Here is a 26,559-nt window from a genome sequence, read left to right as displayed (position 1 = left end):
CGTGATCGACGTGAAGGTCGGCATCCCCCGCGAGGTCAAGAACAACGAGTTCCGGGTGGCCATCACCCCCGCCGGTGTGCACGAGCTGGTGCGCAACGGGCACCAGGTCGTCGTCGAGCGGGGCGCCGGCCTCGGCTCCTCGATCACGGACGAGGAGTACGTCTCCGCCGGTGCCGCGATCCTGGACACCGCCGACGAGGTGTGGGCCACCGCCGACCTGCTGCTGAAGGTCAAGGAGCCCATCGCGGAGGAGTACCACCGTCTCCGCAAGGACCAGATCCTCTTCACCTACCTGCACCTGGCCGCCTCCAAGGAGTGCACGGACGCGCTCATCGAGTCCGGCACCACGGCCATCGCCTACGAGACCGTCGAGCTACCCAATCGCGCCCTGCCGCTGCTGGCCCCGATGTCCGAGGTCGCGGGCCGGCTGGCCCCGCAGGTCGGTGCCTACCACCTGATGCGCGCGGCCGGCGGCCGTGGCGTGCTGCCCGGTGGCGTCCCCGGTGTGACCCCGGCCAAGGCCGTCGTCATCGGCGGTGGCGTCTCCGGCTGGAACGCCACCCAGGTCGCCGTCGGCATGGGCTTCGAGGTGACCCTGCTCGACCGTGACATCAACAAGCTGCGCGAGGCCGACAAGATCTTCGGTACGAAGGTCAAGGCGATCATGTCCAACTCCTTCGAGCTGGAGAAGGCCGTCCTCGACGCCGACCTCGTCATCGGCGCGGTCCTCATCCCGGGCGCCAAGGCCCCGAAGCTGGTCACCAACGAGCTGGTGGCCCGTATGAAGCCCGGAAGTGTCCTTGTCGACATCGCGATCGACCAGGGCGGCTGCTTCGAGGACTCCCACCCGACGACGCACGCCGAGCCGACCTTCCAGGTGCACAACTCGGTCTTCTACTGCGTCGCCAACATGCCCGGTGCGGTGCCCAACACCTCCACCAACGCCCTCACCAACGCGACGCTGCCCTACATCGTCTCCCTCGCCAACAACGGCTGGGTCGAGGCGCTGCGCCGCGACGCCGCGCTCGCCAAGGGTCTCAACACCCATGACGGCAAGGTCGTTTACAAGGAGGTCGCCGAGGCGCACGGCCTGGAGCACGTGGAGCTGGAGACCCTGCTCGGCTGATGTAAAAGGCGATTCGTCAACACGACTCGTCAACAGCGCGCGACCGGCCGGACCTTGCCCGACAAGGTCCGGCCGGATGTGTGTATGGTCACTTGGCGACTCTTGGCCAACTCGCCTCGAACGCAACCCTTCGACCGATTCGTACACCGGTGAAACCTGCTGTGCGACGGCCGTACGCCCTTGACAGCGAGATGTTTCATTGCCGACACATCCTGCCGGGTCCGGCGGATTGTGTTGCTGCGGACCGCCGACACGCCATAGAGTCGCCAACCGTCGGCATGGTGCCACGCTGACCTTGTCTAGAAGTTTCCTGGTCACCAAGGAGGTAAGACGACTTGTGAATGAGTCGACATTTTCTCCCGGGGGTGGTCAACCAGGAATGCCTGCACGGGGCCAGGGCCCCGCGGGATTCGAGGCTGTCGGCTCCGTAGCTGTGCGCACCTTCGCAGCCCACCAGAGTTCCGGTCCGCAGGCGGCCGGGACAGCACACCCGAGCATGGATGGCCATCACGTGAACGCCATGGCCGGCGACGGAAGTGGCGCGCCCCACAACCACTTCGCCGACTACGACGAACTGCCCGAGGGGCACTTCTACGATCCCGACGCCGAGTACGAGCCCGATCCGGAGTACGCGGCCACGCTCGCGCCCGACGCGGCCCGCCAGCGCCGCGAGCGCATCGGTCCGACCGGACGCCCGCTGCCGTACTTCCCGATCCCGGGCCCGCTGACCGACCACGGCCCCGCGAAGATCATCGCGATGTGCAACCAGAAGGGCGGCGTCGGCAAGACCACGTCGACCATCAACCTGGGTGCCGCGCTCGCGGAGTACGGCCGGCGCGTGCTGCTCGTGGACTTCGACCCGCAGGGCGCGCTGTCGGTGGGTCTCGGCGTCAACCCGATGGAACTCGACCTGACGGTCTACAACCTGCTCATGGAGCGGGGGATGTCCGCGGACGAGGTCCTGCTGAAGACCGCGGTCCCGAACATGGACCTGCTTCCGTCCAACATCGACCTGTCGGCCGCCGAGGTCCAGCTGGTCTCCGAGGTCGCCCGCGAGTCGACGCTGCAGCGCGCCCTGAAGCCGCTGATGCCCGACTACGACTACATCGTGATCGACTGTCAGCCCTCGCTCGGCCTGCTCACCGTCAACGCCCTGACGGCCGCTCACAAGGTGATCGTGCCGCTGGAGTGCGAGTTCTTCGCCCTGCGCGGTGTGGCCCTGCTGACCGAGACCATCGAGAAGGTCCAGGAGCGGCTCAACCCCGAGCTCGAACTGGACGGCATCCTCGCCACGATGTACGACTCGCGCACGGTCCACAGCCGTGAGGTCCTGGCCCGTGTGGTCGAGGCGTTCGACGACCACGTCTACCACACGGTCATCGGCCGCACGGTCCGCTTCCCGGAGACCACGGTCGCCGGTGAGCCGATCACCACGTACGCCTCCAACTCCGTCGGTGCCGCCGCCTATCGCCAGCTCGCCAGGGAGGTGCTCGCCCGGTGTCACGCCGAGTGAGTCTGCCCGGGGCCGACGAACTCTTCCGTACGACAGGGGGGACGGCGCTGCAGCCGTCGACTCCCCGCCGCTCGGCCAACGGTGAGGCCCGGGTGCCGGCTCCCGCGGGGGAGAGCGACGGCGCGGCCGCCGCCGAGGACGCGCCGCAGTCGGTGCCGGTCCAGGGCGGTGACGGCGAGGGCGCGGAGCATGTCGCGGCGGAGGCCGAGCAGGACGGGGCCGGCGAGTCCCGCACCCGCCCGGCGCGGCGGCAGGCGGCACAGGAAGATTCTGACGCACCCTCCGCCGCCGCGGCGCCGAGGAAGCGGGGGCGGGCGGCGGCGCGGCGGCCCAGTGGTCGTGAGCGGCACGACGAGAAGATCACGGTGTATGTGTCGGCCGAGGAGCTGATGGACCTCGAGCACGCCCGTCTGGTGCTCCGCGGCGAGCACGGACTGGCGGTCGACCGCGGGCGCATCGTCCGCGAGGCGGTGGCCGTGGTCCTGGCCGACCTGGAGTCCCGCGGGGACGCGAGCATCCTCGTACGCCGGCTGCGGGGGCGGTAGGGGTAGCCTGCGGGGGCTATGACCTCGAACGACGTTCCCCTCCCCGGCACCGGCGCCGGCCGTCGGCGTGCGCTGGGACGGGGTCCGGGGGTCCCGCGAGTGGCTCCGCCGGTTGCGCCGCAGAGCGAGCCGGTGGCAGAGGCCGGTGGGCACGACGGCCTGCTGGAAGAGGCACCCGTAGCCACCCCACCCGAGGATCCGGCATCCGCACCACCCGAAGAACCGAAAGCCGCCGAGCCCGAAGCGCCGGCAGCTGCCGAGCCGGAAGCCTTCGCAGTCGCCGAGTCCGAAGTGCCCGTAGTCGGCGAGCCGGAAGCGCCCGCCGCTGCCGACTCCGTTGGGTCCGCGCCCGCCGAGCCGGAAGCGGTGGCGGCCGCCGAGCCCAAGGCTGCCGCAGCCGTCGAGTCGGAAGGGCCCGCGGTCGCCGAGCCCAAGGCTGCCGCAGTCGTCCTGTCGGAAGGGCCCGCAGCTGCCGAGCCGGAAGCCTTCGCAGTCGCCGAGTCCGAAGTGCCCGTAGTCGGCGAGCTGGAAGTGCCCGCTGCTGCCGACTCCGTTGGGTCGGCGCCTGCCGAGCCGGAAGCGGTGGTGGCCGCCGAGCTGGAGGCTTTCCCGGTCGCCGAGTCCGAAGCTCCCGCAGTCGGCGGGCTCGGTGGTATCGCAGCGCCCGGAGCCGCTGAACCCGGAGAGGCCGTGGAGCCCCAAGGCTCCGTCGACGGTGTCTTCAAGGTCCGGCTCGCCAACTTCGAGGGGCCCTTCGATCTGCTCCTCCAGCTGATCTCCAAGCACAAGCTGGATGTCACCGAAGTGGCCCTCTCCAAGGTGACCGACGAGTTCATGGCGCACATCCGGGCCATGGGACCCGACTGGGACCTGGATCAGACCACCGAGTTCCTCGTCGTCGCCGCCACGCTGCTCGATCTGAAGGCGGCCCGGCTGCTGCCCGCCGCCGAGGTCGAGGACGAGGCCGACCTGGCGCTGCTGGAGGCGCGGGACCTGCTGTTCGCGCGGCTGCTGCAGTACCGCGCGTACAAACAGATCGCGGACATCTTCAACCGGCGGCTCGACGAGGAAGCCCGCCGCTGGCCCCGTACCGTCGGCCTGGAACCGCACCACGCCGAGCTGCTGCCCGAGGTCGTCATCAGCATCGGCCCCGAGGGCTTCGCCAGGCTCGCGGTCAAGGCGATGCAGCCCAAGCCCAAGCCGGAGGTCTACGTCGACCACATCCACGCCCCGCTGGTCAGCGTGCAGGAGCAGGCCGGAATCGTGGTCGCGCGGCTGAAGGAGCTGGGCGAGGCCAGCTTCCGGGCGCTGGTCGAGGACACCGACGACACCCTCACCGTCGTGGCCCGGTTCCTCGCCCTGCTGGAGCTGTACCGCGAGAAGGCCGTCGCCCTGGAGCAGGAGGCCGCGCTCGGGGAGCTGATGGTGCGCTGGACCGGCGGGGACACCGACACGGCACCGATGGTCACCGACGAGTTCGACCGGCCGCCGGAGCAGCCCAAGGAGGACAAGAAGGTATGAGCGAGACCACAGAGCTCCCCCAGGGACTGCGCGGCGTCGCCGATCTCGACCTCAAGCCCGCCCTGGAGGCGATGCTCATGGTCGTGGACGAGCCCGCGACCGAGGAGCACCTGGCCAAGCTGCTGGAGCGGCCGAAACGGCAGGTCGCGGACGCGCTGCGGGAGCTGGCCGACGAGTACACGGTGCAGGGCCGCGGCTTCGAGCTGCGGTTCGTCGCGGGCGGCTGGCGCTTCTACACCCGGGCCGACTACGCGCCCGCCGTCGAGCGGCTCGTCCTGGACGGCCAGACCGCCCGGCTCACCCAGGCCGCGCTGGAGACCCTCGCGGTCGTCGCCTACCGCCAGCCGGTCAGCCGCAGCCGCGTCTCCGCCGTACGCGGAGTCAACTGCGACGGTGTGATGCGCACCCTCCTGCAACGGGGTCTGGTCGAGGAGGCGGGCACGGAACCCGAAACAGGTGCGATCCTGTACAGGACGACGAACTACTTCCTGGAGCGGATGGGCCTGCGTGGCCTGGACGAGCTTCCGGAGCTCGCGCCCTTCCTCCCGGAGGCGGAGGCGATCGAGGCCGAGACCCAGGAAGGGGTGCCGTCGTTCGACCCGGACGCGCCCGACGCGCCCGGTGCTCAGGACGCAGACGACTAAGACGGAAACCTTGATGCGAAGCAGCGGCAGCGGCAGGAACAGCGGCGGGCGCGGTAACTACCGCGGCGCCGGCAACAACCGGGACGAGCGACAGGGGCAGGGCCGTCCCCGCAAGCCCCGCCCCGAGGAGCGCCGCTACGACGTGGGCCCGGCCGCCTCGAAGGACGGCCCCAAGTCCGGGCGCGGCGGCGCGGCCCGCGGCGGCGCCAAGGGCGGCCCCAAGCAGGCCCAGCAGGGCGGCGGGCGCGGCCGTACGGCCCCCGCGCGCTCGCGTGAGTACGAGGCGCGGGTCGAGGAGCGCAACCGGGAGCGCTACGCCGGCAAGAAGGACATCAAGCTGCCCAAGACCTTCCCGGGCGCCGAGCAGGAGGGCGAGCGGCTGCAGAAGGTCCTCGCGCGCGCCGGCTACGGCTCGCGGCGGGCCTGCGAGGAGCTGATCGAGCAGGCGCGGGTCGAGGTCAACGGCGAGATCGTCCTGGAGCAGGGCCGCCGGGTGGACCCGGAGAAGGACGAGGTCAAGGTCGACGGCCTGACGGTCGCGACGCAGTCGTACCAGTTCTTCTCGCTGAACAAGCCCGCCGGTGTCGTCTCCACGATGGAGGACCCGGAGGGGCGGCAGTGCCTCGGGGACTACGTCACCAACCGCGAGACGCGGCTGTTCCACGTCGGCCGGCTGGACACCGAGACCGAGGGTGTCATCCTGCTCACCAACCACGGTGAGCTGGCGCACCGCCTGACCCACCCCAAGTACGGCGTGAAGAAGACCTACCTCGCGGCGATCGTCGGCCCGATCCCGCGCGACCTGGGCAAGCGCCTGAAGGACGGCATCCAGCTGGAGGACGGTTACGCGCGTGCGGACCACTTCCGGGTCGTGGAGCAGACCGGCAAGAACTACCTGGTCGAGGTGACCCTGCACGAGGGCCGCAAGCACATCGTGCGGCGCATGCTGGCGGAGGCCGGCTTCCCGGTCGAGAAGCTGGTCCGCACGGCCTTCGGCCCGATCACCCTGGGTGACCAGAAGTCGGGCTGGCTGCGGCGCCTGTCCAACACCGAGGTCGGGATGCTGATGAAGGAGGTCGACCTCTAAGTCGACCGCTAAGTCGCCCGCCCGAACGCCTTGCCGCGATCACCATCCCCCTTTATTGTCAGAGTGACGATAAAGGGGGATGGTGATCCTATGTCCAAGCGCGCGGCCACCGGCGCACTTCTGGGCCTGGCCCTCGGGGACGCCCTCGGCTTCCCGACCGAGTTCAACGACGTACCGCAGATCCTCGCCAAGTGCGGGCCCTGGCGGGAGATGGAGCTGCCACGGCGCGCCTTCGTCTCCGACGACACGCAGATGACCCTCGCCGTCGGGCGCGCGCTCGGGACGGCCATGGAACGCGGGTACCTCGCCCCGAAGCGGCTGGAGCGGCCGCTGCGCGAGGAGTTCGTGGACTGGTACCACTCCCCGGACAACAACCGGGCCCCGGGCAACACCTGCCTGACCGCGTGCGCCCTGCTGAAGGAGCAGGGCCGCGCCTGGCAGGACGCCAGCCAGATCGGCTCCAAGGGCTGCGGTGCCAACATGCGGGTCGCCCCGGTCGGCCTCGCCCCCGGTCTGAGCGACGAACAGCGTTCCGGCGCCGCCCAGTTGCAGTCCGCCCTCACCCACGGCCACCCCACCGCGCTCGCCGCCTCCGACCTCACCGCCCACGCCGTCCACCTGCTCGCGCAGGGCGTCGATCCGACGGGCCTGGTCGGCCGGCTGCGCTCCTACGCCCTCGACCACCGCACCCACTACGACCACACCTGGCTCGGCGACCTGTGGACCCGATCCCAGGACCCCACCCCCGAGCACTTCGTCGCACGCGGCTGGGACGAGTGCCTGGCGGTCCTCGACCGGCTCCAGGAGGCCGTACGGACCGTCTCCCCGGAGACCGACCCGTGCCTGGCCACCGGCGCGGGCTGGATCGCCGAGGAGGCCCTCGCCACCGGACTGCTGTGCTTCCTGCTCTTCCCCGACGAGCCCGTCACCGCCCTGCGCCGGGCCGCCTGCTCCTCCGGCGACTCCGACTCCATCGCCTGCCTCACCGGCGCGTTCGCGGGCGCGTGGCTGGGCGAGCGGGCCTGGCCGGCCGACTGGAGCGAGCGGATCGAGTACCGGGGCGATCTGTTGGCGCTGGGCACGCTCTGGGACGCTTAGGCCCATGATCGACGACCTCGACATCGACCTGAAGCCCGTGGTCGCGGAACAGCCCGACCCCCTGCTGTTCGCGACCGTGTCCGGAGCCCATCTGTACGGCTTCCCCTCGCAGGACTCCGACGTGGACCTGCGGGGCGTCCATCTGCTCCCGGCGGCCGACCTCGTCGGGCTGCGCGAGCCGGAGGAGACCCGCTCCCGGGCCTGGGTGCGCTACGGCGTCGAACTGGACCTCGTCACCCACGACCTGCGCAAGTTCGTACGGCTGATGCTGCGCCGTAACGGCTATGTGCTGGAGCAGCTGCTCTCGCCGCTCGTCGTGCACACCGGGGACGCGCACCGGGAGCTGGCCGCGCTCGCCCCCGGCGTCCTCACCAGCCACCACGCCCACCACTACCGGGGATTCGCGGTGACCCAGTGGCGGCTGTTCGAGAAGACCGGCGAACTCAAGCCGCTGCTCTACACGTTCCGGGTGCTGCTCACCGGCATCCACCTCATGCGCAGCGGAGAGGTCCGGGCCCACCTGCCCACGCTGCTGGAGCACCTCGACGCCCCCGGCTATCTGCCCGAGCTGATCGCCGCCAAGGCGGAGCGGGAGCACGGCGGCGCGGCTGTCCCGCACGCGCGCGTGGAGGCCGACGTGGAGCGGCTGCACGCCGAGCTCGACGAGGCACAGGCCGCCTCAGCCCTGCCCGACGCGCCCAGCGGGCACGACGCCCTGCACGACTTCGTGGTCCGCGTGCGTCTGGAAGGCTGAGTCCCGGCGCGCCCGGAACAGGAAGTCGGCCACGCGCGCGTGGTCCGGTTCGGGCGGGAGCGGAGTGCGGTGCACGGCCTGTTCCGTCTCCGTCCCGAGCCGGGCCATCCACCTCTCGACCTCGGCCCAGGGGACCTCGCCCCGCTTCACCGCAAGCAGCGGCTCCCGCTGGTCGCCGACGTCGAGCCGCAGCTCGCCCGTCGCCAGCAGGTCCCGGGCGCTCATCAGCAGGCGCAGCAGATGCATGGCGTGCTTCCAGCGAGGTGCGCCGTGCGTGCGGACGTCGGCGTCCAGTTTTCTGCGCTGGCCGAGGGCGTAGCGGGTGAAGGTGCCGTGCGCCCGGCGGGAGAGGAAGGCCGCGCGCAGGGACAGCAGCTCCCGGCCGGTGTCGTCCACCTGCTCCACCAGCGGGGAGTGCAGGCACTCCAGGATGTTCGGGTTGCCGCGCAGAGCCAGCTCGCAGAACCGCTCCAGCTCCCAGGAGAACTGCTCCTCGCCCGGCCCCTCCACATGCGTCGGCGGCTTCTCGAACCGCCAGAAGAGCGGGGTGGGGGCGAGGAACACGCCCCGCCGGTCGGTGTCGCTCGTGTCCGTCGCCAGACCGAAGGCCCGGGAACCCATGACACAGGCGTAGACGGTGTGGTCACGTACCAGGGTCGCGGGCTGCATGCCGGGAGCGTACGCCGACCCCTCACGTCAGTTTGATCGAGTTTCCCTCCACCTTGATCGACTCCTTGGGCAGCGGCCGCTTCGCCGGGCCGTGGGCCACCGATCCGTCCCCGATGTGGAACTTGCTGCCGTGGCAGGGGCAGTTGATCGTGCCGTTCGCGACCGTGCTCACCGTGCAGCCCAAGTGCGTGCAGATCGCCGAGAAGGCCTTGAAGTCACCCTTCTTGGGCTGAGTGACGACGACCTTCTTGTCCTTGAAGATCTTGCCGCCGCCCTCCGGGATGTCACTGGTTGTGGCCAGCTGCTCGCCGGCGCTGGTGGTGGTGCCGCCACCGCATGCCGCAAGGGGTGCGACGACCGCCGCCGCGCCCGTCGCCAGAACCGTGCGCCGCGTCGCGCCCTCAGTCATGCCGACCTCCGTACAACACGTCGAAATCGGTAAATACCGAATTCTCTGCATCGTCTCAGCGGTCGGGCGCCGTGCGCTTCGTCCGCGCGCGCTGACTACGCTGGACGGACCAAGAAAAGATCCGCACGTCAGCAGGGAGCAGCGCCGTGGCGGTACGAGCGGTCCGGGGGGCCGTCCCACTCGGGCGGGACGAGGCCGGACACATGGACGAGCAGCCCGGAGCCGGCATCGGCCGCGTCTGCCCCGGCGTCGCGGCCGCCCTGCGCAAGGACATCGCCCAGTGAGAACCGCACTCGTCATCGGCACCGGCCTCATCGGCACCTCCGCCGCCCTGGCCCTCGTCCAGCGCGGCGTCACCGTCCACCTCGCCGACCACGACCCCGAGCAGGCCCGTACGGCCGCCGCGCTGGGCGCCGGCACCGACGAGGCCCCCGAGGGCCCGGTCGACCTGGTGATCGTGGCCGCCCCGCCCGCCCATGTGGCCGGCGTCCTCGCCGACGCCATGCGCCGGGGTGCGGCCCGCGGCTATGTCGACGTGGCCAGCGTCAAGGGCGGCCCGCGCCGCGAGCTGGAGGCGCTCGGCCTGGACCTGTCGGCGTACATCGGCACGCACCCCATGTCCGGCCGCGAGAAGTCCGGCCCGCTGGCCGCGAGCGCCGACCTCTTCGAGGGCCGTCCCTGGGTGCTCACCCCGACCCGGGACACCGACACCGAGGTGCTGAACCTGGCCCTGGAGCTGGTCTCGCACTGCCGGGCGGTACCGGTCGTCATGGACGCCGACGCCCACGACCGCGCCGTCGCCCTCGTCTCCCACATGCCCCACCTGGTGTCCAGCATGGTCGCCGCGCGTCTGGAGAACGCCGAGGAGGCCGCCATACGGCTGTGCGGACAGGGCATCCGGGACGTGACCCGGATCGCCGCCTCCGACCCACGCATGTGGATCGACATCCTGTCCGCCAACCCGGGCCCGGTCGCCGACCTGCTCTCCGACGTCGCCGCCGACCTGAGCGAGACCGTCGAGGCCCTGCGTGCCCTGCAGTCCTCCGACGAGGACAAGCGGCGCGAGGGCACCGCCGGCATCGAGGACGTGCTGCGCCGCGGGAACGCGGGCCAGGTGCGCGTACCAGGCAAGCACGGGTCCGCTCCGCGGGTCTACGAGGTCGTGGCAGTCTTGATCGACGACCAGCCGGGGCAGCTGGCCCGTATCTTCGCCGACGCGGGACGGGCCGGGATCAACATCGAGGACGTGCGGATCGAGCATGCGACCGGGCAGCAGGCCGGTCTGGTGCAGCTGATGGTGGAGCCGAAGGCGGTACCGGTGCTGACGGGCGCGCTCCGGGAGCGCGGGTGGGCTCTGCGGCAGTAGCCCGCTGATTCTCGTGCCCGCGCCCGTACGGCCGGACGAGTGACCCGCACCCAGTAACCTTGTGCAGGGCGCTCTTGCCCCCGCACCCGCCCACACAGCACCAGGAAGGTGTCCCTCCGTGGAAAACGGCGCCGCCCCGACCGCCAAGCCCGTGATCGTCGCGATCGACGGCCCCTCCGGCACGGGCAAGTCGAGCACGTCGAAGGCCGTCGCCGCGCAGCTCGGCCTGAGCTACCTGGACACCGGCGCCCAGTACCGGGCGATCACCTGGTGGATGGTGAACAACGGCATCGACCTGGAGGACCCGACCGCCATCGCCGCCGTCGCGGGCAAGCCGGAGATCGTCTCCGGCACCGACCCGGCCGCCCCGGCCATCACGGTCGACGGCGTCGACGTGGCCGGCCCGATCCGCACCCAGGAGGTCACCTCCAAGGTCAGCGCGGTCAGCGCGGTGCCCGAGGTGCGCTCCCGGATCACCGAGCTGCAGCGCTCGATCGCCGCCGGCGCCGAGAACGGCATCGTGGTGGAGGGCCGTGACATCGGTACGACCGTCCTCCCGGACGCCGACCTGAAGATCTTCCTCACCGCCTCTCCGGAGGCCCGCGCGGCCCGCCGCAGCGGCGAGCTGAAGGGCGCCGACATCCACGCCACCCGCGAGGCGCTGATCAAGCGGGACGCGGCCGACTCCTCCCGCAAGACCTCGCCGCTCGCCAAGGCCGGCGACGCGGTCGAGGTGGACACCACCGAGCTCACCCTCGCCCAGGTCATCGAGTGCGTCGTCACCCTGGTCGAGGAGAAGCGGGCGGGGAAGTGAGCCTTCCGTCAGCTGCTTCGGAGAAGCTTCCCTCGCTGCGGGGCGCCGAGGTCGGGCGGCGCATCGGCGTCGGCCTGATGCACGGGCTGTTCAAGCCGCGCGTGCTCGGCGCCTGGAAGGTGCCCACGAGCGGCCCGGCGATCTTCGCCGTGAACCACTCCCACAACGTCGACGGCCCGATGGTCATGGGCGTGGCACCCCGGCCCACGCACTTCCTGATCAAGAAGGAGGCGTTCGTCGGCCCGCTGGACCCCTTCCTGACCGGCATCGGCCAGCTGAAGGTGGACCGCGCCACCGCCGACCGCACCGCGATCACCCGGGCCCTCGGCGTGCTGGAGGCCGGGGGAGTGCTGGGCATCTTCCCGGAGGGCACCCGGGGCGAGGGCGACTTCGCCTCGCTGCGCGCCGGGCTCGCCTACTTCGCCGTACGCAGCGGGGCGCCGATCGTGCCCATCGCCGTACTGGGAAGTTCCGACCGGCGCGGACGGTTGATAAAGGGGCTCCCGCCCCTGCGTTCGCGTATCGACGTCGTCTTCGGCGACCCCTTCGAGGCGGGCGACGGCAGCGGCCGGCGCACCCGCAGGGCGCTGGACGAGGCGACCGAGCGCATCCAGAAGCAGCTCACCAGCCACCTGGAAAACGCCAGGCGCCTGACCGGGCGCTAGGCGACACTTGAGTAGTGGATCAGCCCACCGGGATTCGTCCCATCCGGGGCCTGTTCCACCGATCACCACGAAGAACGACGAGGTACGGACTACATGAACGACGACATCCAGCCCGGCGACTCGGCTGAGCACGAGTACGACCACGGGGCTCTCGGCGACGCCGAGTACGCGGAGTTCATGGAGCTCGCCGCGGAAGAGGGCTTCGACATCGAGGACGTCGAGGGCGCCATCGAGGCGGCGGGCCACGGTCCGCTGCCGGTGCTCGCCGTCGTCGGCCGCCCCAATGTCGGCAAGTCGACCCTGGTGAACCGGATCATCGGCCGCCGCGAGGCGGTGGTCGAGGACAAGCCGGGCGTCACCCGCGACCGCGTCACCTACGAGGCCGAATGGGCCGGCCGCCGCTTCAAGGTCGTCGACACCGGCGGCTGGGAGCAGGACGTCCTCGGCATCGACGCCTCCGTGGCCGCCCAGGCCGAGTACGCGATCGAGGCGGCCGACGCGGTCGTCTTCGTCGTGGACGCCAAGGTCGGCGCGACGGACACCGACGAGGCGGTCGTACGGCTGCTGCGCAAGGCCGGCAAGCCGGTCGTACTGTGCGCCAACAAGGTCGACGGCCCGAGCGGCGAGGCCGACGCCGCCTACCTGTGGAGCCTCGGCCTCGGCGAGCCGCACCCCGTCTCGGCGCTGCACGGCCGCGGCACCGGCGACATGCTCGACGCGGTCCTGGAGGTGCTGCCGGACGCGCCGCGCGAGACCTTCGGCGGCACCGGCATCGGCGGCCCGCGCCGGATCGCGCTGATCGGCCGCCCGAACGTCGGCAAGTCCTCCCTGCTGAACAAGGTGGCCGGCGAGGAGCGCGTCGTCGTCAACGAGCTGGCGGGCACCACCCGCGACCCGGTCGACGAGCTGATCGAACTGGGCGGCGTGACCTGGAAGTTCGTCGACACCGCGGGCATCCGCAAGCGCGTCCACCTCCAGCAGGGCGCCGACTACTACGCCTCCCTGCGCACCGCGGCCGCGGTGGAGAAGGCGGAGGTGGCCGTCATCCTGATCGACGCCTCCGAGAACATCTCCGTGCAGGACCAGCGAATCGTCACCATGGCCGTCGAGGCGGGCCGCGCGATCGTCCTCGCCTACAACAAGTGGGACACCCTCGACGAGGAGCGCCGCTACTACCTGGAGCGCGAGATCGAGACCGAGCTGGGCCAGGTCGCCTGGGCCCCGCGCGTGAACGTCTCGGCGCGCACCGGCCGCCACATGGAGAAGCTGGTCCCGGCGATCGAGACCGCTCTCGCCGGCTGGGAGACCCGCGTCCCCACCGGCCGCCTCAACGCCTTCCTCGGCGAGCTGGTCTCGGCCCACCCGCATCCGATCCGGGGCGGCAAGCAGCCCCGCATCCTGTTCGGCACCCAGGCGGGCACCAAGCCCCCGCGCTTCGTCCTCTTCGCCTCCGGCTTCATCGAGGCCGGCTACCGGCGCTTCATCGAGCGCCGCCTGCGCGAGGAGTTCGGCTTCGAGGGCACCCCGATCCACATCTCCGTGCGGGTGCGCGAGAAGCGCGGCGCGAAGAAGAAGTAGCGGCGGTACGACGCGAAGGGCGGCACCTGGTCCTCCAGGGGCCGCCCTTCACGTCGTGAACCGGTTACACACCCCGCCGCGGCCCCGGCGGCAGCGCCGCCGGCACGTGCTGCATCCCGGTGTCCTCCTGCTGCCGCCCCAGCGTGCCCACCCGCTGCCACTGCGACTGCTGCTGCCGCGCGCTGTACGCGCCCGCGCTGTAGGCGCTGTACGAGCTGCTGAACGAGCCCGCCCGGTGGCCCCCGTAGCCCCCCGTGCGGTCCGGCAGCTGCCCGAAGGGGCTGAACGTCAGCTCCTCCTCCCCGCTGCGGTCACCCGGCAGCGCACGGAAGGTCTTGACCCACTCCGCGTAGAGCGAGTCGTAGATCGGCGTGGCCGAGCCCCCACCGCCCCCGTCCTGCGCCAACCGCGCAGAGGGAACAGAGACGAAGGCGGACCGGCGGGGAGGGGAAGCGTCGTATGCGTGCACGTATGTCCAAACGACCGGAACCTCAAAGGGATGCGGTCACTGAGTCAGGGGCGCGGCCCCCCACCCACCGGGCGAAAGCATCACGTCCCCGCAAGCGGAAGCGCCGCAGCGACCAATTTCCCACTCGCCGCCGCCTTGTCGAGAGACTCCCGCAGCAGATCCTCCCGTGGCTGCCGGCCGATGGAACCCACCGGCGCCGCGAACATCAGCACCTGCTGATGCTTGTTGGCGGCGGCCCGCCAGCTGTCCGTCACCTGCAGCGGCTGATGCGCCTGCCACCAGGCCACCGGCTGCCCGCCGCTCGCCGAAGGCTGCAGCACCGCGTGCAGCTGGCCCACGGCGAGCAGCACCGACCAGCCGTGCAGCACCGGCGGCACGGACGCCAGCTCGGTCAGCGGCATGAACCCCTGCTCGATGAGCAGCGGCAGGAAGTCGTCGCCGGCGCCGGTGGAGCCCGGGCGCACGATCGGCGTGGTCGGCTCGACGACGAGCGCGGGGTGCAACTCTCCCTCGATCAGGACGAGTCCGCTGGTCACGCCGAGCACGGCCTGCTCGGGCACGGCCTTCTGCGGCTCGCCCGCGGCGGCGGAACCGGCGGCCCCGGAGCCCGCGGCGACGCCGCCGCCGATGGACCGGACGGCGCCCTGCAGCTGCTCCTCGGTGACCTGGACGACCTGCGAGGGAAGGCAGCTGGCGTGGGCGAAGGCGAGGACGGCGGTCTCGTCGCCGACGAACAGAACGGTGCTGGTGCGCTCCTGCTCGGAGTCGCCCGGGGTGCGGCAGGACGTGCAGTCGTAACTGCCCGGGGCGTTCTCTCCGGCGAGCAGCCGGTCGGCTTCTTCGTCGCCGATCTCGGCGCGTACGGCGTCACTGACGTCGAGCATGCGCGGCACGGTGGCTCCCTCGGGATGCGGTGCTGGGGTCGGCCGGGTGGCTCCCGGCCGCTGAGTCCCGGGGTTCCGGGCTCATGAAGAAGACAACGGACGTCCTGTGGTGGGAGTCACGCTCCGAGGACGACCGGTTCGAACCAAGCGGCGCACACGGTCACCAACGGTCCGGAATGCGCTACTCACGGTCAACTCGTCGCCTCGTCAAGGAACTTGAAGCGGTGAAGTGGGTCACAGATCGCTTCAGCCGCTGGTCGAAAAATCAGGAAATCAGGTGATGTAGTGGGTGGCCGAAAATCATCGCTACCCGCGGTAATGGGCAACTGGCCTGGAATGACAGCGAGTTGGTTGATTCGGACCGCTCGTCCTCCTTACATTCCTCCGCCGTGTGCAACGAGCACCGCTCGGGTACGTCCGACGCCCGGCACCGGCACAGCACCACCGCCGGCACCGGTCACACGGACGGGGCGGGCACGAACGACCGCGGTCCTGCGCGGCGAGGCGTGCTCCGCCCGGGGGAGCCCGGGTTCGTGGAGAGGGAATTACATGTCCGAGTGTGCCGATACCACCCGCAACACCGCCCGTCCCGAGGGTGCCCGCAAGGGCCGTACGACGGCCGCGCTGGCCGGAGCCGCGCTGCTGGCCCCGCTGGGGCTGCTGGCCGCCACCGGCAACGCCGCCGCGGCGGACAACGGAGTGTGGGACCGCATCGCCCAGTGCGAGAGCGGCGGCAACTGGCACATCAACACCGGCAACGGCTACTACGGCGGGCTCCAGTTCTCCGCCGGCACCTGGCGCGCGTACGGCGGCACCGCCTACGCCCCCACGGCCGACCAGGCCTCCAGGAGCGCCCAGATCGCCGTCGCCACCAAGGTCCAGCAGGCCCAGGGCTGGGGCGCCTGGCCGGTCTGCTCGGCCCGCGCCGGAGCCTCTGGCGCGGCCCCGGCGGCCGCGACCACCGGGGCCGGCGCCGACAAGGGCAGCGTGACGACGAAGTCCGCCCCGGCGAAGGCGCCGGAACGCCCGGCGGGCCACACCAACCGCAGTGAGTCCCGCGGCACGGGTGACTACACCGTCCGCGAGGGCGACACCCTGAGCGCCATCGCCGCGCGGCACGGGACCACCTGGCAGCGGATCTACGCCGCCAACAAGAAGGTCATCGGCGACGACCCGAACCTGATCGTGCCCGGCCAGCGCCTCGCGGTCTGAGCCCAGCACCCGTGCAGGACAGCCGCTGCCCGTCGAGGACAGCGGCTGTCCGCGTTGGGCGCCTTCACCGTGCTGACCGAGGAGATCAGGAGGATCCGGGACCGGCTCGACGCGGCTCTGGCGCGGGGCCCGGCGCCCGCTCCTTCGCCGCGTACTCCGGGTGATGCAGGTCGAACGCCGGGGACTCCGAGCGGATCCGCGGCAGCGCGTGGAAGTTGTGCCGGGGCGGCGGGCAGGAGGTCGCCCACTCCAGCGAGCGGCCGTAGCCCCAGGGGTCGTCGGTCTCGACCCTCTCGCCGTACCTGGCGGTCTTCCAGACGTTGTAGAGGAACGGCAGCGTCGACAGGCCCAGCAGGAAGGAGCCGATCGACGAGACCGTGTTCAGCGCGGTGAAGCCGTCGGCCGCCAGATAGTCGGCGTACCGGCGGGGCATGCCCTCGGCGCCCAGCCAGTGCTGCACCAGGAACGTGGTGTGGAAGCCGGTGAACAAGGTCCAGAACTGGATCTTCCCCAGCCGCTCGTCCAGCATCTTCCCGGTGAACTTCGGCCACCAGAAGTAGAAGCCGCCGAAGACCGCGAAGACGACCGTGCCGAACACGACGTAGTGGAAGTGCGCGACGACGAAGTACGAGTCCGTGACATGGAAGTCCAGCGGCGGGGACGCCAGGATCACCCCGGTCAGGCCGCCGAACAGGAAGGTCACCAGGAAGCCCGTCGCCCACAGCATCGGCGTCTCGAAGGACAGCGAGCCGCCCAGCATCGTGCCGGTCCAGTTGAAGAACTTCACGCCCGTGGGCACCGCGATCAGGAACGACATGAAGGAGAAGAACGGCAGCAGCACCGCGCCGGTCGCGAACATGTGGTGCGCCCACACCACGATCGACAGCCCGGTGATCGCCATGGTCGCGGCGACCAGCGTCAGATAGCCGAAGATCGGCTTTCGGCTGAACACCGGGATGATCTCCGTGATGATCCCGAAGAACGGCAGCGCGATGATGTACACCTCGGGATGCCCGAAGAACCAGAACAGGTGCTGCCACAGCAGCGCCCCGCCGTTCGCCGCCTCGAACACCTGCGAGCCGAACCGCCGGTCCGCCTCCAGTACCAGCAGTGCCGCCGCCAGCACCGGGAACGCCAGCAGGATCAGGATCGACGTGAACAGCGTGTTCCAGGTGAAGATCGGCATCCGGAACATCGTCATGCCCGGCGCGCGCATCCCGACGATCGTGGTGATGAAGTTGACCGCGCCGAGGATCGTCCCGAAGCCGGACAGCGCCAGCCCCATGATCCACAGATCCGGGCCGATGCCGGGGGAGTGCAGGGAGTCGTTGAGGGGCGCGTAGGCGAACCAGCCGAAGGCCGCGGGCCCGTCCGGGGTGAACAGCGAGCCGAGCACGATCAGCCCGCCGAAGGCGAACAGCCAGTACGACAGCATGTTCAGACGCGGGAAGGCCACGTCCGGCGCACCTATCTGCAGCGGCATCAGCTCGTTGGCGAAGCCCGCGAAGCTCGGGGTCGCGAAGAGCAGCAGCATGATCGTGCCGTGCAGCGTGAACAGCTGGTTGTACTCCTCGTTGGTCATGATCTGCAGGCCCGGCCGGGCCAGTTCGGCGCGCATGAGCAGCGCCATGACCCCGCCGGCCAGGAAGAAGCCGAACGCCGTGATCAGGTACAGATGCCCGATCTTCTTGTGGTCGGTGGTGGTGAGCCAGTCGACCACCATCCGGCCGGCCCGGTTCCTGCCGCGCGCCCGCCCTGCCGCCGCCCCTACGGTCTCGGTCCCCATCGATCGCCCGCCCTTCGCATCGCCGCGCCCGGGCCCGCCGACCCGCGTACCCGCGGGCTGGCGCCATGATGCTCGCGGGATCGCCCGTTCCGACAGGGGGCGTAGGGCGCTGATGTGCTGAATCCGTGAAAATTCCTATGCGGTGTCAGATGACCTGGCCTCGCTGCCGGATTGCGCGGGGAATCACACTCCTGGGCTCCGTCGGGATCCCGGCAGCGGGACTTTCCGGCGGGTAATTCGGCGGGTTGCTCAGGGGCGCGTGAATTCTGTTCGATTACCCCGGTGCCCCCCGCGGAAACGCCCGTACGTGTGATGGAGTTCGAGGGAAACGCGGCCGGGCGGCTGTGACAGAAGTGTGACGGGAGCCGGATACGACTCTTACCTTGCGCTGCGCGGTAGCGTGGCGGCATGGCACCGATTCCCACTCCGCCAGCGGAGCCCCAGGACAGTCCGGACGGGTATGTCGGCCTCGACGCCACCCACGCCGAGCGGCTCGCTCGGGAGCGGGGGTGGTCGACGGTGCGGTCGCTGCCGCCGGGCGCGATCATCACCATGGAGTACCGGGTGGGGCGGCTGAACTTCGAGGTGAGGGAGGGCGTGGTGGCTCGCGCCTGGAAAGGCTGAGGGCCGAGCCTTTCGGGCACATACAGGGCGAAGGCCCCGTTTCCCTCCTTCGGGAAGCGGGGCCTTCGTCGTATGCGCGGGGCCGTTGTGCGTACCGGGCCCCGGCATCAGCCGCCCGTGAGCGGCCGGACCGGCTGGGTCGTGCCGCGCGGCACGCGGTGGTCGGCGTGTGACGGGCGCCGGCTGCCCGCCGGGGTGACCGGGGTGCGTTCCGAGCGGGTCGTGTGCGGTCCCGGGGCCAGATGCGCCAGCCCTCTGGAGGCACGGGTCGAGGCGGCCGGCTCGCGCGCCGGGGCCGGCTGCTCGGCCCGTGCGCGAGCCGGCCTGAGCACCACCGGCGTGACCGGGACGGCCGGTTCGGGCACGGGCCGGCTGCGGCGGGCGCGCCAGCGGTCGCGCAGGTCGAACAGCGCGGTCTCGGCCCTGGCGATCAGCGGCTCGAACCACGGCAGGGCGAGCAGGATCAGCAGGCCCGCGGCCCAGCCCAGCAGCACGTCGCTCAGCCAGTGCGTACCGAGGTAGACGGTGGTGAGGCCGACGCCCAGCGCCGTGATCGCGGACAGCGCCGACAGCCAGCGGCGCGCTCTCGGGGTGGAGGCCAGATAAGCCAGGATGCCCCAGGTCACGACCGCGTTGGCGGTGTGGCCGCTGGGGAATATATCGCCGCCCAGGCCCATCTCGTTCGAGCCGATCACGGTCGCGTAGTGCGGACCGAGGCGCCCCATGCCGAGCTTGGCGGCGCCGACCGTGATGTTCAGCAGCAGCAGGGAGGTGGCCAGGGTGAGCAGCGGGCGCAGGGTGTGCTGCCGCCACGAGCGCCAGCCGAGCCAGGCCGCGACCATCACCGCGGTGGGGCCGCGCTGGCCGAGCACCACGTAGTAGTCGAGGAAGGCGTGGATCTGCGGCCACTGCTGGTACGGCCGGAAGAACATGACCTGCCAGTCGAGCCGGACCAGCCAGGACGTGATCACCACGGCCCACACGATCGCCAGGTAGAAAGCCAGGGTCGCGGTGAACAGAACGACCCGGTGCCTGCTCATCCTTGGCACATCGATGTGGGCCGGTCGTTCCGGCTCACGGTCGAGTCTGGCGAACACCCGGTCCAGACGCCGGGTGAGGTTTCGTTCGGTACGCACCCAATCGACGTTACAGCGAGTGAGCTGTGTTCCCGGTCGAAACAGCGGCTTTGTGATGACGATGTGATGTGGGAAACCTCTCAAGGGTCGCCCGAATTCCAGGCATTCCGCAATCCTGTGAGGCGGTTCCCTTCAATTCCTTTGATCATGCCGGGCGTTGTTTATATCGCGCTTATGAATGCGTTAACCCGGTCCTGGTGCGGAATTTTCCGGAGCGTCATCGGCCGGTGAAGCCGATCACGGAGGACCGGAGCCGTTCAGCCAGAAGGCCCCGTAGACCGCCGTGGCGACCGCCAACCCGGCGGTGACCAGCACGGATCGGGACGTGCGCAGCCGGGCGAGGGCGCAGGCGAGCGGCAGCAGTACCGGGAAGGCGGGCATCAGCAGCCGCGGCTTGGAGCCGAAGTAGCTCGACGCGCACAGGGCGAGGGCGAGGACGACACCCGTGTACACCAGCAGTTCGGCCGGCTGACGCCTTCGGACGCCGGTCGCGTACAGCCACAGCAGCAGGGCGACCCCGATGATCAGACCGGCGCCGGCGAACGCGGACGGAAACGACGTGAACTTGTCGGCCACGAAGCGCGCGAACGCATAGCCGCCGTCGAACCCATTGCGCCATCCGGCCTGGACGTCCAGGTAACCGAGCAATCCCTTACCGGTCCGCTGTCCGACCCAGAGCACATAACCGGCGGCCCCGAGCGGCGCGATCACCATGCCGAGGGTCCGGCGCCATGCGGGGGCTGGTGGGGCGCCGGAGGCGTGGGTGTCGTTCGGGGACTCAGGGAGACGCGGGTTGTGCGAAGTGGTGTCCGCGCCGGGCGTGTGCGCCGGAGCGCGCGTGCTGTCGGATGCGCTGGATATGTGCGCCGGGGCGTGTTTTCCGTTGTGTGCGCCGGACGTGCGCATCGTGCTCCGGTACCGCACGAACGAGAGCACCCCCGCCACCCACACCGCCGCGACCACCGCCGCCCCCACCGGCCGGGTCAGCCCCGCCAGCGCCGCCAGCGTGCCCGCGGTGATCCACCGGCCGGTCAGCAGGGCGTACAGCGACCAGGCCGCCAGCGCCGTGAACAGCGACTCGCTGTACGCCATCGACTGCACGATCCCGACCGGCAGCACCGCCCACAGCAGCACGGCACAGATCCCCACCCGGGGGCCGTACACCCGCTCGGCGACGGCGAAGATCCCGCAGGCCGCGGCGAGCGAGGCGAGCAGGCTGACGACGAAACCGGCGTCCGCGTACGACAGCGGCAGGGTCGCGTGCCCCAGCCGCTCCAGCCACGGCAGCAGCGGAAAGAACGCCAGATTGGAGTGCACATCGCCGTTCGGCAGCCGCACCTCGTAGCCGTACCCCAGCTCGGCGACCCGCGTGTACCAGAGCGAGTCCCAGCGCGCGGTCAGCAGGGTGTACGCGCTCTTGCCGCGCGCGGCGCTCCACAACACCAGCACGACCAGCCCCAGGGCGCGGACCGCCGCACAGCCCAGGAGGGCCGGGATCGCCCGGCGCAGAAGTGGAGCGTGGGGTGGGGCCACGCGCGTCTCAAGATCGGTCACGGACTCGATTATCGACGGGCGGCGGAACCGGACCGGTACCCGGGGCGTGGTCAAGAGGGAGCGACGTGGCGTACACCACACGGGTTCCATCCCGCGTGTGAGAGGTCCGCCACGTGCCCCCGTGCCGAACTCGCGTACGCTGACGAGTCACCCGCGTGGGTTGTGCGCGGGCCGGAGACCCCGCTCCTCTCCGGCCGTACGACAGGGAGTCCCCACCCCGTCGGTCCGCCCCCACGCGCGGCACATCTGGGAGGTACGTACATGTCCGGGACGACCACGGCTGCCGTACGGCCGCGCCGTAGGACGGCCGGGCCCGGTGCGAACCGCTGGGTCGTCCTCGTCGTCCTCTGCACCAGCCTGCTGCTCGTCGCCCTCGACGCGACCGTGCTGCACGTGGCGGTCCCCGCCGTCACCGAGGACCTCAAGCCCGGCGCCATAGAACTGCTCTGGATCGTCGACGTCTATCCGCTGGTCTGCGCCTCGCTGCTGATTCTCTTCGGCACCCTCGGCGACCGGGTCGGCCGCAGACGCGTCCTGCTGCTCGGCTACGGCCTGTTCGGCGTCGCCTCCGCCGTGGCCGCCTTCGCGCAGACCGCCGAGATGCTCATCCTCGCCCGCGCGCTGCTCGGCGTCGGCGGCGCGATGATCATGCCGGCGACCCTGTCGATCCTCCGTCAGGTCTTCCCCGACCGGCGCGAACGCGCGCTCGCCATCGGCGTCTGGAGTGCGGTGGCCGCCGTCGGCGCGGCCGTCGGCCCGCTGCTCGGCGGCTTCCTGCTGGAGCACTACTGGTGGGGCGCGGTCTTCCTCGTCAACATCCCGCTGATGCTGATCAGCCTCCCGGTGGGCCGGATCCTGCTGCCCGAGTCGCGCGGTGACCGGCGTGGCCCCTGGGACGTCGTCGGCGCCCTGATGGCGGCCGGAGGACTGTTCGGCGTCGTCCTCGGCGTGAAGCGGCTGGGCGGCGGCGAGGCACCGGCGAGCCCCTTCACCGTGCTGCCGCTGCTGGCCGGCGCGGCCCTCCTCTTCTTCTTCGTACGGCGGCAGCGCAGGCTTCCGCATCCGCTGGTGGACCTGCGGATGTTCCGCCGGCCCGCGTTCAGCACCTCGGTCTGCTGCATCGTGCTGGCGATGCTCGCGCTCGTCGGCCTGGAGCTGATCGCCGCCCAGTATCTGCAACTGGTGCTCGGGCTCTCCCCGCTGCAGACCGGGCTGAGGCTGCTGCCCCTGACCGTCGCGGCGATGGCGGCGGGCCTGGCGGGCGCGCGGATGCTGCGCCGCTTCGGGCCGCGCCGGATGGTCTGCTTCGGCTTCTGCCTCACCGCCGCCGCGGTCCTGATGCTCACCGCGATGGGCGGCACCGACGACGCACCGCTGCTGCTCTCCGGTTTCGTGCTGCTCGGCTTCGGTCTGGAGACCACGCTCTTCGGGGCGTACGAGTCGATGCTCAGCGAGGCCCCGGCGGAGCAGGCCGGCGGTGCGGCGGCGATCGGCGAGACGTCGTACCAGCTCGGCGCCGGCATCGGCATCGCGCTGCTGGGCAGCGTGATGAACGCGGCCTACGCACCGCATCTGCGAGCGGTGCCGGGCGTTCCGCGGCCCGCCTCGGACGCGGCCGGTCACTCGCTCGGCGAGGCCTACGCCGTCGCCGGACGGCTGGGCGGGTCCACCGGGGCCGCGCTGCGCCGGGTCGCGCGGGACTCCTTCGTGCACGGCCTGCATGTGACGCTGCTGGTGAGCGCGGGGCTGTTGCTGCTGGGCGCGATGATGGCGCTGCGGCTGCCGCGGGTCATGCAGTGCGCGGAAACCGCGGCGGCGGTGGAGGCGGTGGAGCTGCCCGCCCCGCGCGAAGTGGTGGAGTCCCGGGTCTCGGCCTGAGCTGTCCGACGTACTGGACGTGCGGGACACCGCACCGTAACGTCGGCGGCACATAAGTGATTAGCGGTGCTAGTTTTCTGTGTGCCGGAGGGTGTCCCATGTCCGCGTCCGCGAAGTTGCCCCCTTTCGATCCCGCCGACCCGCTCGGGATCGACGACCTGCTGGAACCGGAGGACCTGGCCGTGCGGGACACCGTGCGAGCCTGGGCGGCGGACCGCGTGCTGCCGTACGTCGCCGAGTGGTACGAGAAGGGGGAGCTGCCCGGCATCCGTGAGCTCGCGCGCGAACTCGGCTCCATCGGCGCCCTCGGTATGTCCCTGACCGGGTACGGCTGTGCGGGGGCGACGGCCGTGCAGTACGGGCTGGCCTGCCTGGAGCTGGAGGCGGCGGACTCGGGCATCCGGTCCCTCGTCTCCGTGCAGGGCTCCCTCGCCATGTACGCGATCCACCGGTTCGGCAGCGAGGAGCAGAAGCTTCAGTGGCTGCCCCGCATGGCGGCCGGCGAGGTGATCGGCTGCTTCGGGCTGACCGAGCCCGACCACGGCTCCGACCCCGCCTCCATGCGCACCCACGCCAAGCGCGACGGCGAGGACTGGGTCCTCAACGGCCGCAAGATGTGGATCACCAACGGGTCGGTCGCCGGGGTGGCCGTCGTCTGGGCGCAGACCGAGGACGGCATCCGCGGCTTCGTCGTCCCCACCGACACCCCAGGCTTCTCGGCGCCGGAGATCAAGCACAAGTGGTCCCTGCGCGCCTCCGTCACCAGCGAACTGGTGCTGGACGACGTACGACTGCCGGCAAACGCCGTACTCCCTGAGGTCACCGGACTGCGCGGACCGCTCAGCTGTCTGTCGCACGCCCGGTACGGCATCGTCTGGGGTGCGATGGGCGCGGCGCGCAGCAGCTTCGAGGCGGCCCTCGACTACGCGAGGACGCGGGAGCAGTTCGGGCGGCCCATCGGCGGCTTCCAGCTCACCCAGGCCAAGCTCGCCGACATGGCGGTGGAACTGCACAAGGGAATCCTGCTCGCCCACCATCTGGGGCGGCGGATGGACGCCGGCCGCCTGCGTCCCGAGCAGGTCAGCTTCGGCAAGCTCAACAACGTCCGCGAGGCCATCGAGATCTGCCGTACGGCGCGGACGATCCTCGGTGCCAACGGGATCTCCCTCGAATACCCCGTGATGCGGCACGCGACCAACCTCGAGTCGGTGCTCACCTACGAGGGCACCGTCGAGATGCACCAGCTCGTGCTGGGCAAGGCGCTCACCGGGCTCGACGCCTTCCGGTGAGGCCCGGGGCGGGCAGGGCCGGTGAGCGGCCCTGCCTCAGCTCTGGTTGAAGAAGCCGTCCTCGCGGTGGGCGGACGCCTCGCCGCTGATGATCTGGGTGTCGGCCGGCGTGAGCAGGAACACCCGGTTGGACACGCGGTCGATCGAACCGCGCAGCCCGAAGATGAGCCCCGCCGCGAAGTCCACGACGCGCTTGGCGTCGCCGGGCTCCATGTTGGTGAGGTTCATGATGACCGGGACACCGTCCCGGAACAGCTCGCCGATGGCGCGGGCGTCCCGGAAGCTGTCCGGGGTGACCGTGCCGATCCGGCGGCCCTTCTCCTCGGCCGTGTCCGAGGCCACCTTCACCCGGGGGTCGGTGACCCAGGCGTCCCCGGATTCGGAGCCCTCGGAGTACTCGTCGTCGTAGTAACGCTCGTCATCGTTGTCGTCGACGAGGCCGAGCCACGCACTCGCCTTGCGTACCGATCCCATGGACGCCTCCTCTCACAGCGGTCTTTTTCTGCTTTCCGCGTCCCTATGGTCATCCATGATGCGGACGGCGCGCCAAGTGGATAGACGCCGCGCGGGGGGTTTGTGACGGTACTGGTGCACAGCCGATCCGTCGAGAGTCCTTGTGCCCCAAGGGTCGCGACTCATACGGCTGCTGACTGAGAGTGAAATATGATTGTCGGCGGCGGATGGGTGATGATCGGTGCGTACGGGTGAATGTCAACGTCGTACCACATCGCGGGGGATCGTCGTGTTCGGAATCGTCAGACCGTGCTCTCATCGACTCGGCGAAAGCCTCAAGGTCGAGTGGATGGCGCACTTGTGCGGGCTCTGCCTCGCCCTGCGGCGCGACCACGGACAACTCGCGCGCATCGTGACGAACTATGACGGCCTTCTCATATCGGTCCTGACGGAGGCTCAGACCGGACGGACCGCCGACGGTCGCCGTACGGCCGGGCCGTGCGCGCTGCGCGGGATGCGCACCGCCTCCGTCGCCCAGGGCGAGGGCGCGCGGCTCGCCGCCGCCGTCTCGCTGGTGCTCGCCGCGGCGAAGGTGCGCGACCATGTCGCCGACCGTGACGGGCTGCTCGCCCGCCCGCCCGTGGCGGCCGCCGCGCGCCGGGTGGCTGCGGGCTGGGGCAGGGCGGGCGCCCACAGCGGCGCAGCGGTCGGTTTCGACACCGGTGTCCTCGTCGATGCCGTCGACCGGCAGCTCGGCCTGGAGGCCCTCGCCGGGTACGGCACCCCGATCCTGACGGTCACCGAGCCGACCGAGAGCGCGACCGCCGCCGCCTTCGCGCACACCGCGGTGCTGGCCGGCCGGCCGGGCAACGCGGCGCCGCTCGCGGAGGCGGGCCGGCTCTTCGGGCGGCTCGCGCATCTGCTGGACGCCGTGGAGGACCAGGAGGCCGACGCCGCGTCGGGCGCCTGGAACCCCCTCACCGCGACCGGCACCTCCCGGACCGAGGCCCGCCGGCTCGCCGACGACGCCGTGCACGGCATCCGGCTCGCCCTGCGGGAGGCCGAGTTCGCCCACGGCAGGCTGGTCCACCTGCTGCTCGTGCACGAGCTGGAGCGCTCGGTGGACCGCGCGTTCGGCACGCGCGCGTGCGGACACGCGCCCGAGGCCTCCTTCGGACCGCCGCCCGGTCGGCACGCGCCGAACGCGCCGGGCCACCCGTACGGCAACCCCTTCGGCGGGCAGCCGCCGCACCCCGGCAAGCGGGGCTTCTGGGCCGGCTGCGCGGCCGCCCTCGGCCTGTGCTGCACCTGCAAGGTGTGCTGCGCCGACGAGTTCGAGGGTCCCTGGTCGCGGAAGAAGCGCGAGGGCTGCTGCGCCAACTGCGACTGTGACTGCGACCTGTCGTGCTGCGAGGCCTGCCAGTGCTGCGAGTGCTGTGAGTGCTGCTCGTGTTGTGACTGCGGGCTGTGACCGAGGCTGTGACC

General features: G+C 71.0%; 25 protein-coding genes and 1 pseudogene. 18 read left to right on the top strand and 8 right to left on the bottom strand.

Going from position 1 to position 26,559, the window contains the following annotated elements; genetic code table 11:
- The first annotated feature begins 10 nt into the window (after positions 1 to 10).
- The 8 genes from ald to ACZ418_RS24480 all read left to right on the top strand — a co-directional run bounded on the left by ald (position 11) and on the right by ACZ418_RS24480 (position 8,288).
- A complete protein-coding gene (gene ald, locus ACZ418_RS24515; RefSeq protein WP_468366571.1) occupies positions 11 to 1,126 on the top strand; it encodes an alanine dehydrogenase in 1,116 nt (371 codons plus the stop codon).
- 379 nt (positions 1,127 to 1,505) lie between these two features.
- On the top strand, positions 1,506 to 2,639 hold the full coding sequence (locus tag ACZ418_RS24510; RefSeq protein ID WP_351803876.1) for a ParA family protein: 1,134 nt from the start codon (positions 1,506 to 1,508) through the stop codon (positions 2,637 to 2,639).
- Entirely contained in the window at positions 2,624 to 3,184 is a 561-nt protein-coding gene (locus ACZ418_RS24505; protein ID WP_468366484.1) for a hypothetical protein, read from the top strand. The genes ACZ418_RS24510 and ACZ418_RS24505 overlap by 16 nt, the downstream gene beginning before the upstream one ends.
- Positions 3,185 to 3,550: 366 nt before the next feature.
- Positions 3,551 to 4,705, top strand: coding sequence for a segregation and condensation protein A (locus tag ACZ418_RS24500; protein WP_468366569.1), 1,155 nt, complete (start codon positions 3,551 to 3,553; stop codon positions 4,703 to 4,705).
- Positions 4,702 to 5,349 (top strand): SMC-Scp complex subunit ScpB, encoded by a 648-nt coding sequence (gene scpB / locus ACZ418_RS24495; protein ID WP_468366481.1) that lies wholly within the window; start codon positions 4,702 to 4,704, stop codon positions 5,347 to 5,349. Before ACZ418_RS24500 ends, scpB begins: the two co-directional genes overlap by 4 nt.
- Before the next feature lie 13 nt (positions 5,350 to 5,362).
- Complete coding sequence (locus ACZ418_RS24490) at positions 5,363 to 6,436, top strand: pseudouridine synthase (RefSeq protein WP_468366478.1); 1,074 nt, start codon at positions 5,363 to 5,365, stop codon at positions 6,434 to 6,436.
- A 90-nt stretch (positions 6,437 to 6,526) separates the two neighbouring features.
- Complete coding sequence (locus ACZ418_RS24485) at positions 6,527 to 7,534, top strand: ADP-ribosylglycohydrolase family protein (RefSeq protein ID WP_468366476.1); 1,008 nt, start codon at positions 6,527 to 6,529, stop codon at positions 7,532 to 7,534.
- Positions 7,535 to 7,538: 4 nt separating this feature from the next.
- Entirely contained in the window at positions 7,539 to 8,288 is a 750-nt protein-coding gene (locus tag ACZ418_RS24480) for a nucleotidyltransferase domain-containing protein (protein WP_468366473.1), read from the top strand.
- On the opposite strand, the gene ACZ418_RS24475 is transcribed toward ACZ418_RS24480, so the two are convergent.
- Together ACZ418_RS24475 and ACZ418_RS24470 are read right to left on the bottom strand one after the other, a co-directional pair.
- Entirely contained in the window at positions 8,214 to 8,957 is a 744-nt protein-coding gene (locus ACZ418_RS24475; RefSeq protein ID WP_468366470.1) for a nucleotidyltransferase domain-containing protein, read from the bottom strand. The genes ACZ418_RS24480 and ACZ418_RS24475 overlap by 75 nt on opposite strands.
- Before the next feature lie 22 nt (positions 8,958 to 8,979).
- Positions 8,980 to 9,366: a Rieske (2Fe-2S) protein gene (locus ACZ418_RS24470; protein WP_468366468.1), complete on the bottom strand. Its 387-nt coding sequence runs from the start codon at positions 9,364 to 9,366 to the stop codon at positions 8,980 to 8,982.
- Between the two features lie 146 nt (positions 9,367 to 9,512).
- Here ACZ418_RS24470 and ACZ418_RS24465 point away from each other — a divergent pair.
- The 5 genes and pseudogenes from ACZ418_RS24465 to der form a co-directional block, all read left to right on the top strand.
- Positions 9,513 to 9,587, top strand: a pseudogene (locus ACZ418_RS24465) (chorismate mutase); the annotation flags it as partial.
- 59 nt (positions 9,588 to 9,646) lie between these two features.
- Positions 9,647 to 10,732 carry a prephenate dehydrogenase gene (locus ACZ418_RS24460; protein ID WP_468366466.1) on the top strand — a complete coding sequence of 362 codons (1,086 nt, stop codon included), beginning with the start codon at positions 9,647 to 9,649 and terminating at the stop codon, positions 10,730 to 10,732.
- A 118-nt stretch (positions 10,733 to 10,850) separates the two neighbouring features.
- Positions 10,851 to 11,546, top strand: coding sequence for a (d)CMP kinase (cmk, locus tag ACZ418_RS24455; protein WP_468366464.1), 696 nt, complete (start codon positions 10,851 to 10,853; stop codon positions 11,544 to 11,546).
- Positions 11,504 to 12,211, top strand: a complete 708-nt coding sequence (locus ACZ418_RS24450; protein WP_468366461.1) for a lysophospholipid acyltransferase family protein — start codon at positions 11,504 to 11,506, stop codon at positions 12,209 to 12,211. The genes cmk and ACZ418_RS24450 overlap by 43 nt, the downstream gene beginning before the upstream one ends.
- Positions 12,212 to 12,304: 93 nt before the next feature.
- On the top strand, positions 12,305 to 13,789 hold the full coding sequence (der, locus tag ACZ418_RS24445) for a ribosome biogenesis GTPase Der (RefSeq protein WP_388626589.1): 1,485 nt from the start codon (positions 12,305 to 12,307) through the stop codon (positions 13,787 to 13,789).
- Positions 13,790 to 13,853: 64 nt separating this feature from the next.
- Here the strand turns inward: der and ACZ418_RS24440 are convergent, their stop codons facing one another.
- Together ACZ418_RS24440 and ACZ418_RS24435 are read right to left on the bottom strand one after the other, a co-directional pair.
- A complete protein-coding gene (locus ACZ418_RS24440) occupies positions 13,854 to 14,258 on the bottom strand; it encodes a hypothetical protein (protein WP_468366457.1) in 405 nt (134 codons plus the stop codon).
- An 80-nt stretch (positions 14,259 to 14,338) separates the two neighbouring features.
- Positions 14,339 to 15,151 carry a hypothetical protein gene (locus ACZ418_RS24435; protein ID WP_468366454.1) on the bottom strand — a complete coding sequence of 271 codons (813 nt, stop codon included), beginning with the start codon at positions 15,149 to 15,151 and terminating at the stop codon, positions 14,339 to 14,341.
- A gap of 540 nt (positions 15,152 to 15,691) precedes the next feature.
- On the opposite strand from ACZ418_RS24435, the gene ACZ418_RS24430 reads away from it, so the two are divergent.
- Positions 15,692 to 16,354, top strand: coding sequence for a LysM peptidoglycan-binding domain-containing protein (locus ACZ418_RS24430; RefSeq protein WP_468366452.1), 663 nt, complete (start codon positions 15,692 to 15,694; stop codon positions 16,352 to 16,354).
- Between the two features lie 85 nt (positions 16,355 to 16,439).
- Here ACZ418_RS24430 and ctaD read toward each other — a convergent pair whose 3' ends face one another.
- The gene (gene ctaD / locus ACZ418_RS24425; protein ID WP_468366449.1) at positions 16,440 to 18,140 is read right to left on the bottom strand and encodes an aa3-type cytochrome oxidase subunit I; all 1,701 of its coding nucleotides are present in this window, start codon (positions 18,138 to 18,140) and stop codon (positions 16,440 to 16,442) included.
- A gap of 408 nt (positions 18,141 to 18,548) precedes the next feature.
- Between ctaD and ACZ418_RS24420 the strand changes: the two genes are divergently transcribed.
- Complete coding sequence (locus ACZ418_RS24420; RefSeq protein WP_468366447.1) at positions 18,549 to 18,764, top strand: I78 family peptidase inhibitor; 216 nt, start codon at positions 18,549 to 18,551, stop codon at positions 18,762 to 18,764.
- Positions 18,765 to 18,871: 107 nt separating this feature from the next.
- On the opposite strand, the gene ACZ418_RS24415 is transcribed toward ACZ418_RS24420, so the two are convergent.
- The gene (locus ACZ418_RS24415) at positions 18,872 to 19,900 is read right to left on the bottom strand and encodes a phosphatase PAP2 family protein (RefSeq protein WP_468366444.1); all 1,029 of its coding nucleotides are present in this window, start codon (positions 19,898 to 19,900) and stop codon (positions 18,872 to 18,874) included.
- Positions 19,901 to 20,137: 237 nt separating this feature from the next.
- A complete protein-coding gene (locus tag ACZ418_RS24410; RefSeq protein WP_468366441.1) occupies positions 20,138 to 21,454 on the bottom strand; it encodes a glycosyltransferase family 39 protein in 1,317 nt (438 codons plus the stop codon).
- Between the two features lie 261 nt (positions 21,455 to 21,715).
- Between ACZ418_RS24410 and ACZ418_RS24405 the strand changes: the two genes are divergently transcribed.
- The gene (locus ACZ418_RS24405) at positions 21,716 to 23,332 is read left to right on the top strand and encodes an MFS transporter (protein ID WP_468366439.1); all 1,617 of its coding nucleotides are present in this window, start codon (positions 21,716 to 21,718) and stop codon (positions 23,330 to 23,332) included.
- Positions 23,333 to 23,430: 98 nt separating this feature from the next.
- On the top strand, positions 23,431 to 24,621 hold the full coding sequence (locus ACZ418_RS24400; RefSeq protein ID WP_468366436.1) for an acyl-CoA dehydrogenase family protein: 1,191 nt from the start codon (positions 23,431 to 23,433) through the stop codon (positions 24,619 to 24,621).
- Between the two features lie 36 nt (positions 24,622 to 24,657).
- Here ACZ418_RS24400 and ACZ418_RS24395 read toward each other — a convergent pair whose 3' ends face one another.
- Complete coding sequence (locus tag ACZ418_RS24395; protein WP_388626574.1) at positions 24,658 to 25,095, bottom strand: cell division protein SepF; 438 nt, start codon at positions 25,093 to 25,095, stop codon at positions 24,658 to 24,660.
- Between the two features lie 268 nt (positions 25,096 to 25,363).
- Here ACZ418_RS24395 and ACZ418_RS24390 point away from each other — a divergent pair, with 268 nt between their 5' ends.
- The gene (locus ACZ418_RS24390) at positions 25,364 to 26,545 is read left to right on the top strand and encodes a DUF5685 family protein (protein WP_468366433.1); all 1,182 of its coding nucleotides are present in this window, start codon (positions 25,364 to 25,366) and stop codon (positions 26,543 to 26,545) included.
- Positions 26,546 to 26,559 lie beyond the last annotated feature (14 nt).

It is taken from the genome of Streptomyces sp. NPDC030820, from assembly GCF_055572075.1.
The sequence above is the reverse complement of the archived record's forward strand: the minus strand, read 5'-3'. Positions and strand labels throughout refer to the sequence as shown.

What these genes read in the sequence shown, in the direction of transcription:
- ACZ418_RS24430 (WP_468366452.1), top strand. Translation starts at nt 15,692, where the DNA reads ATGTCCGAGTGTGCCGATACCACCCGCAACACCGCCCGTCCCGAGGGT.
- ctaD (WP_468366449.1), bottom strand. Translation starts at nt 18,140, where the DNA reads ATGGGGACCGAGACCGTAGGGGCGGCGGCAGGGCGGGCGCGCGGCAGG.
- ACZ418_RS24485 (WP_468366476.1), top strand. Translation starts at nt 6,527, where the DNA reads ATGTCCAAGCGCGCGGCCACCGGCGCACTTCTGGGCCTGGCCCTCGGG.
- ACZ418_RS24490 (WP_468366478.1), top strand. Translation starts at nt 5,363, where the DNA reads ATGCGAAGCAGCGGCAGCGGCAGGAACAGCGGCGGGCGCGGTAACTAC.
- ACZ418_RS24510 (WP_351803876.1), top strand. Translation starts at nt 1,506, where the DNA reads ATGCCTGCACGGGGCCAGGGCCCCGCGGGATTCGAGGCTGTCGGCTCC.
- ACZ418_RS24400 (WP_468366436.1), top strand. Translation starts at nt 23,431, where the DNA reads ATGTCCGCGTCCGCGAAGTTGCCCCCTTTCGATCCCGCCGACCCGCTC.
- ACZ418_RS24480 (WP_468366473.1), top strand. Translation starts at nt 7,539, where the DNA reads ATGATCGACGACCTCGACATCGACCTGAAGCCCGTGGTCGCGGAACAG.
- ACZ418_RS24475 (WP_468366470.1), bottom strand. Translation starts at nt 8,957, where the DNA reads ATGCAGCCCGCGACCCTGGTACGTGACCACACCGTCTACGCCTGTGTC.
- ACZ418_RS24405 (WP_468366439.1), top strand. Translation starts at nt 21,716, where the DNA reads ATGTCCGGGACGACCACGGCTGCCGTACGGCCGCGCCGTAGGACGGCC.
- scpB (WP_468366481.1), top strand. Translation starts at nt 4,702, where the DNA reads ATGAGCGAGACCACAGAGCTCCCCCAGGGACTGCGCGGCGTCGCCGAT.
- ACZ418_RS24395 (WP_388626574.1), bottom strand. Translation starts at nt 25,095, where the DNA reads ATGGGATCGGTACGCAAGGCGAGTGCGTGGCTCGGCCTCGTCGACGAC.
- der (WP_388626589.1), top strand. Translation starts at nt 12,305, where the DNA reads ATGAACGACGACATCCAGCCCGGCGACTCGGCTGAGCACGAGTACGAC.
- ACZ418_RS24470 (WP_468366468.1), bottom strand. Translation starts at nt 9,366, where the DNA reads ATGACTGAGGGCGCGACGCGGCGCACGGTTCTGGCGACGGGCGCGGCG.
- ACZ418_RS24420 (WP_468366447.1), top strand. Translation starts at nt 18,549, where the DNA reads ATGGCACCGATTCCCACTCCGCCAGCGGAGCCCCAGGACAGTCCGGAC.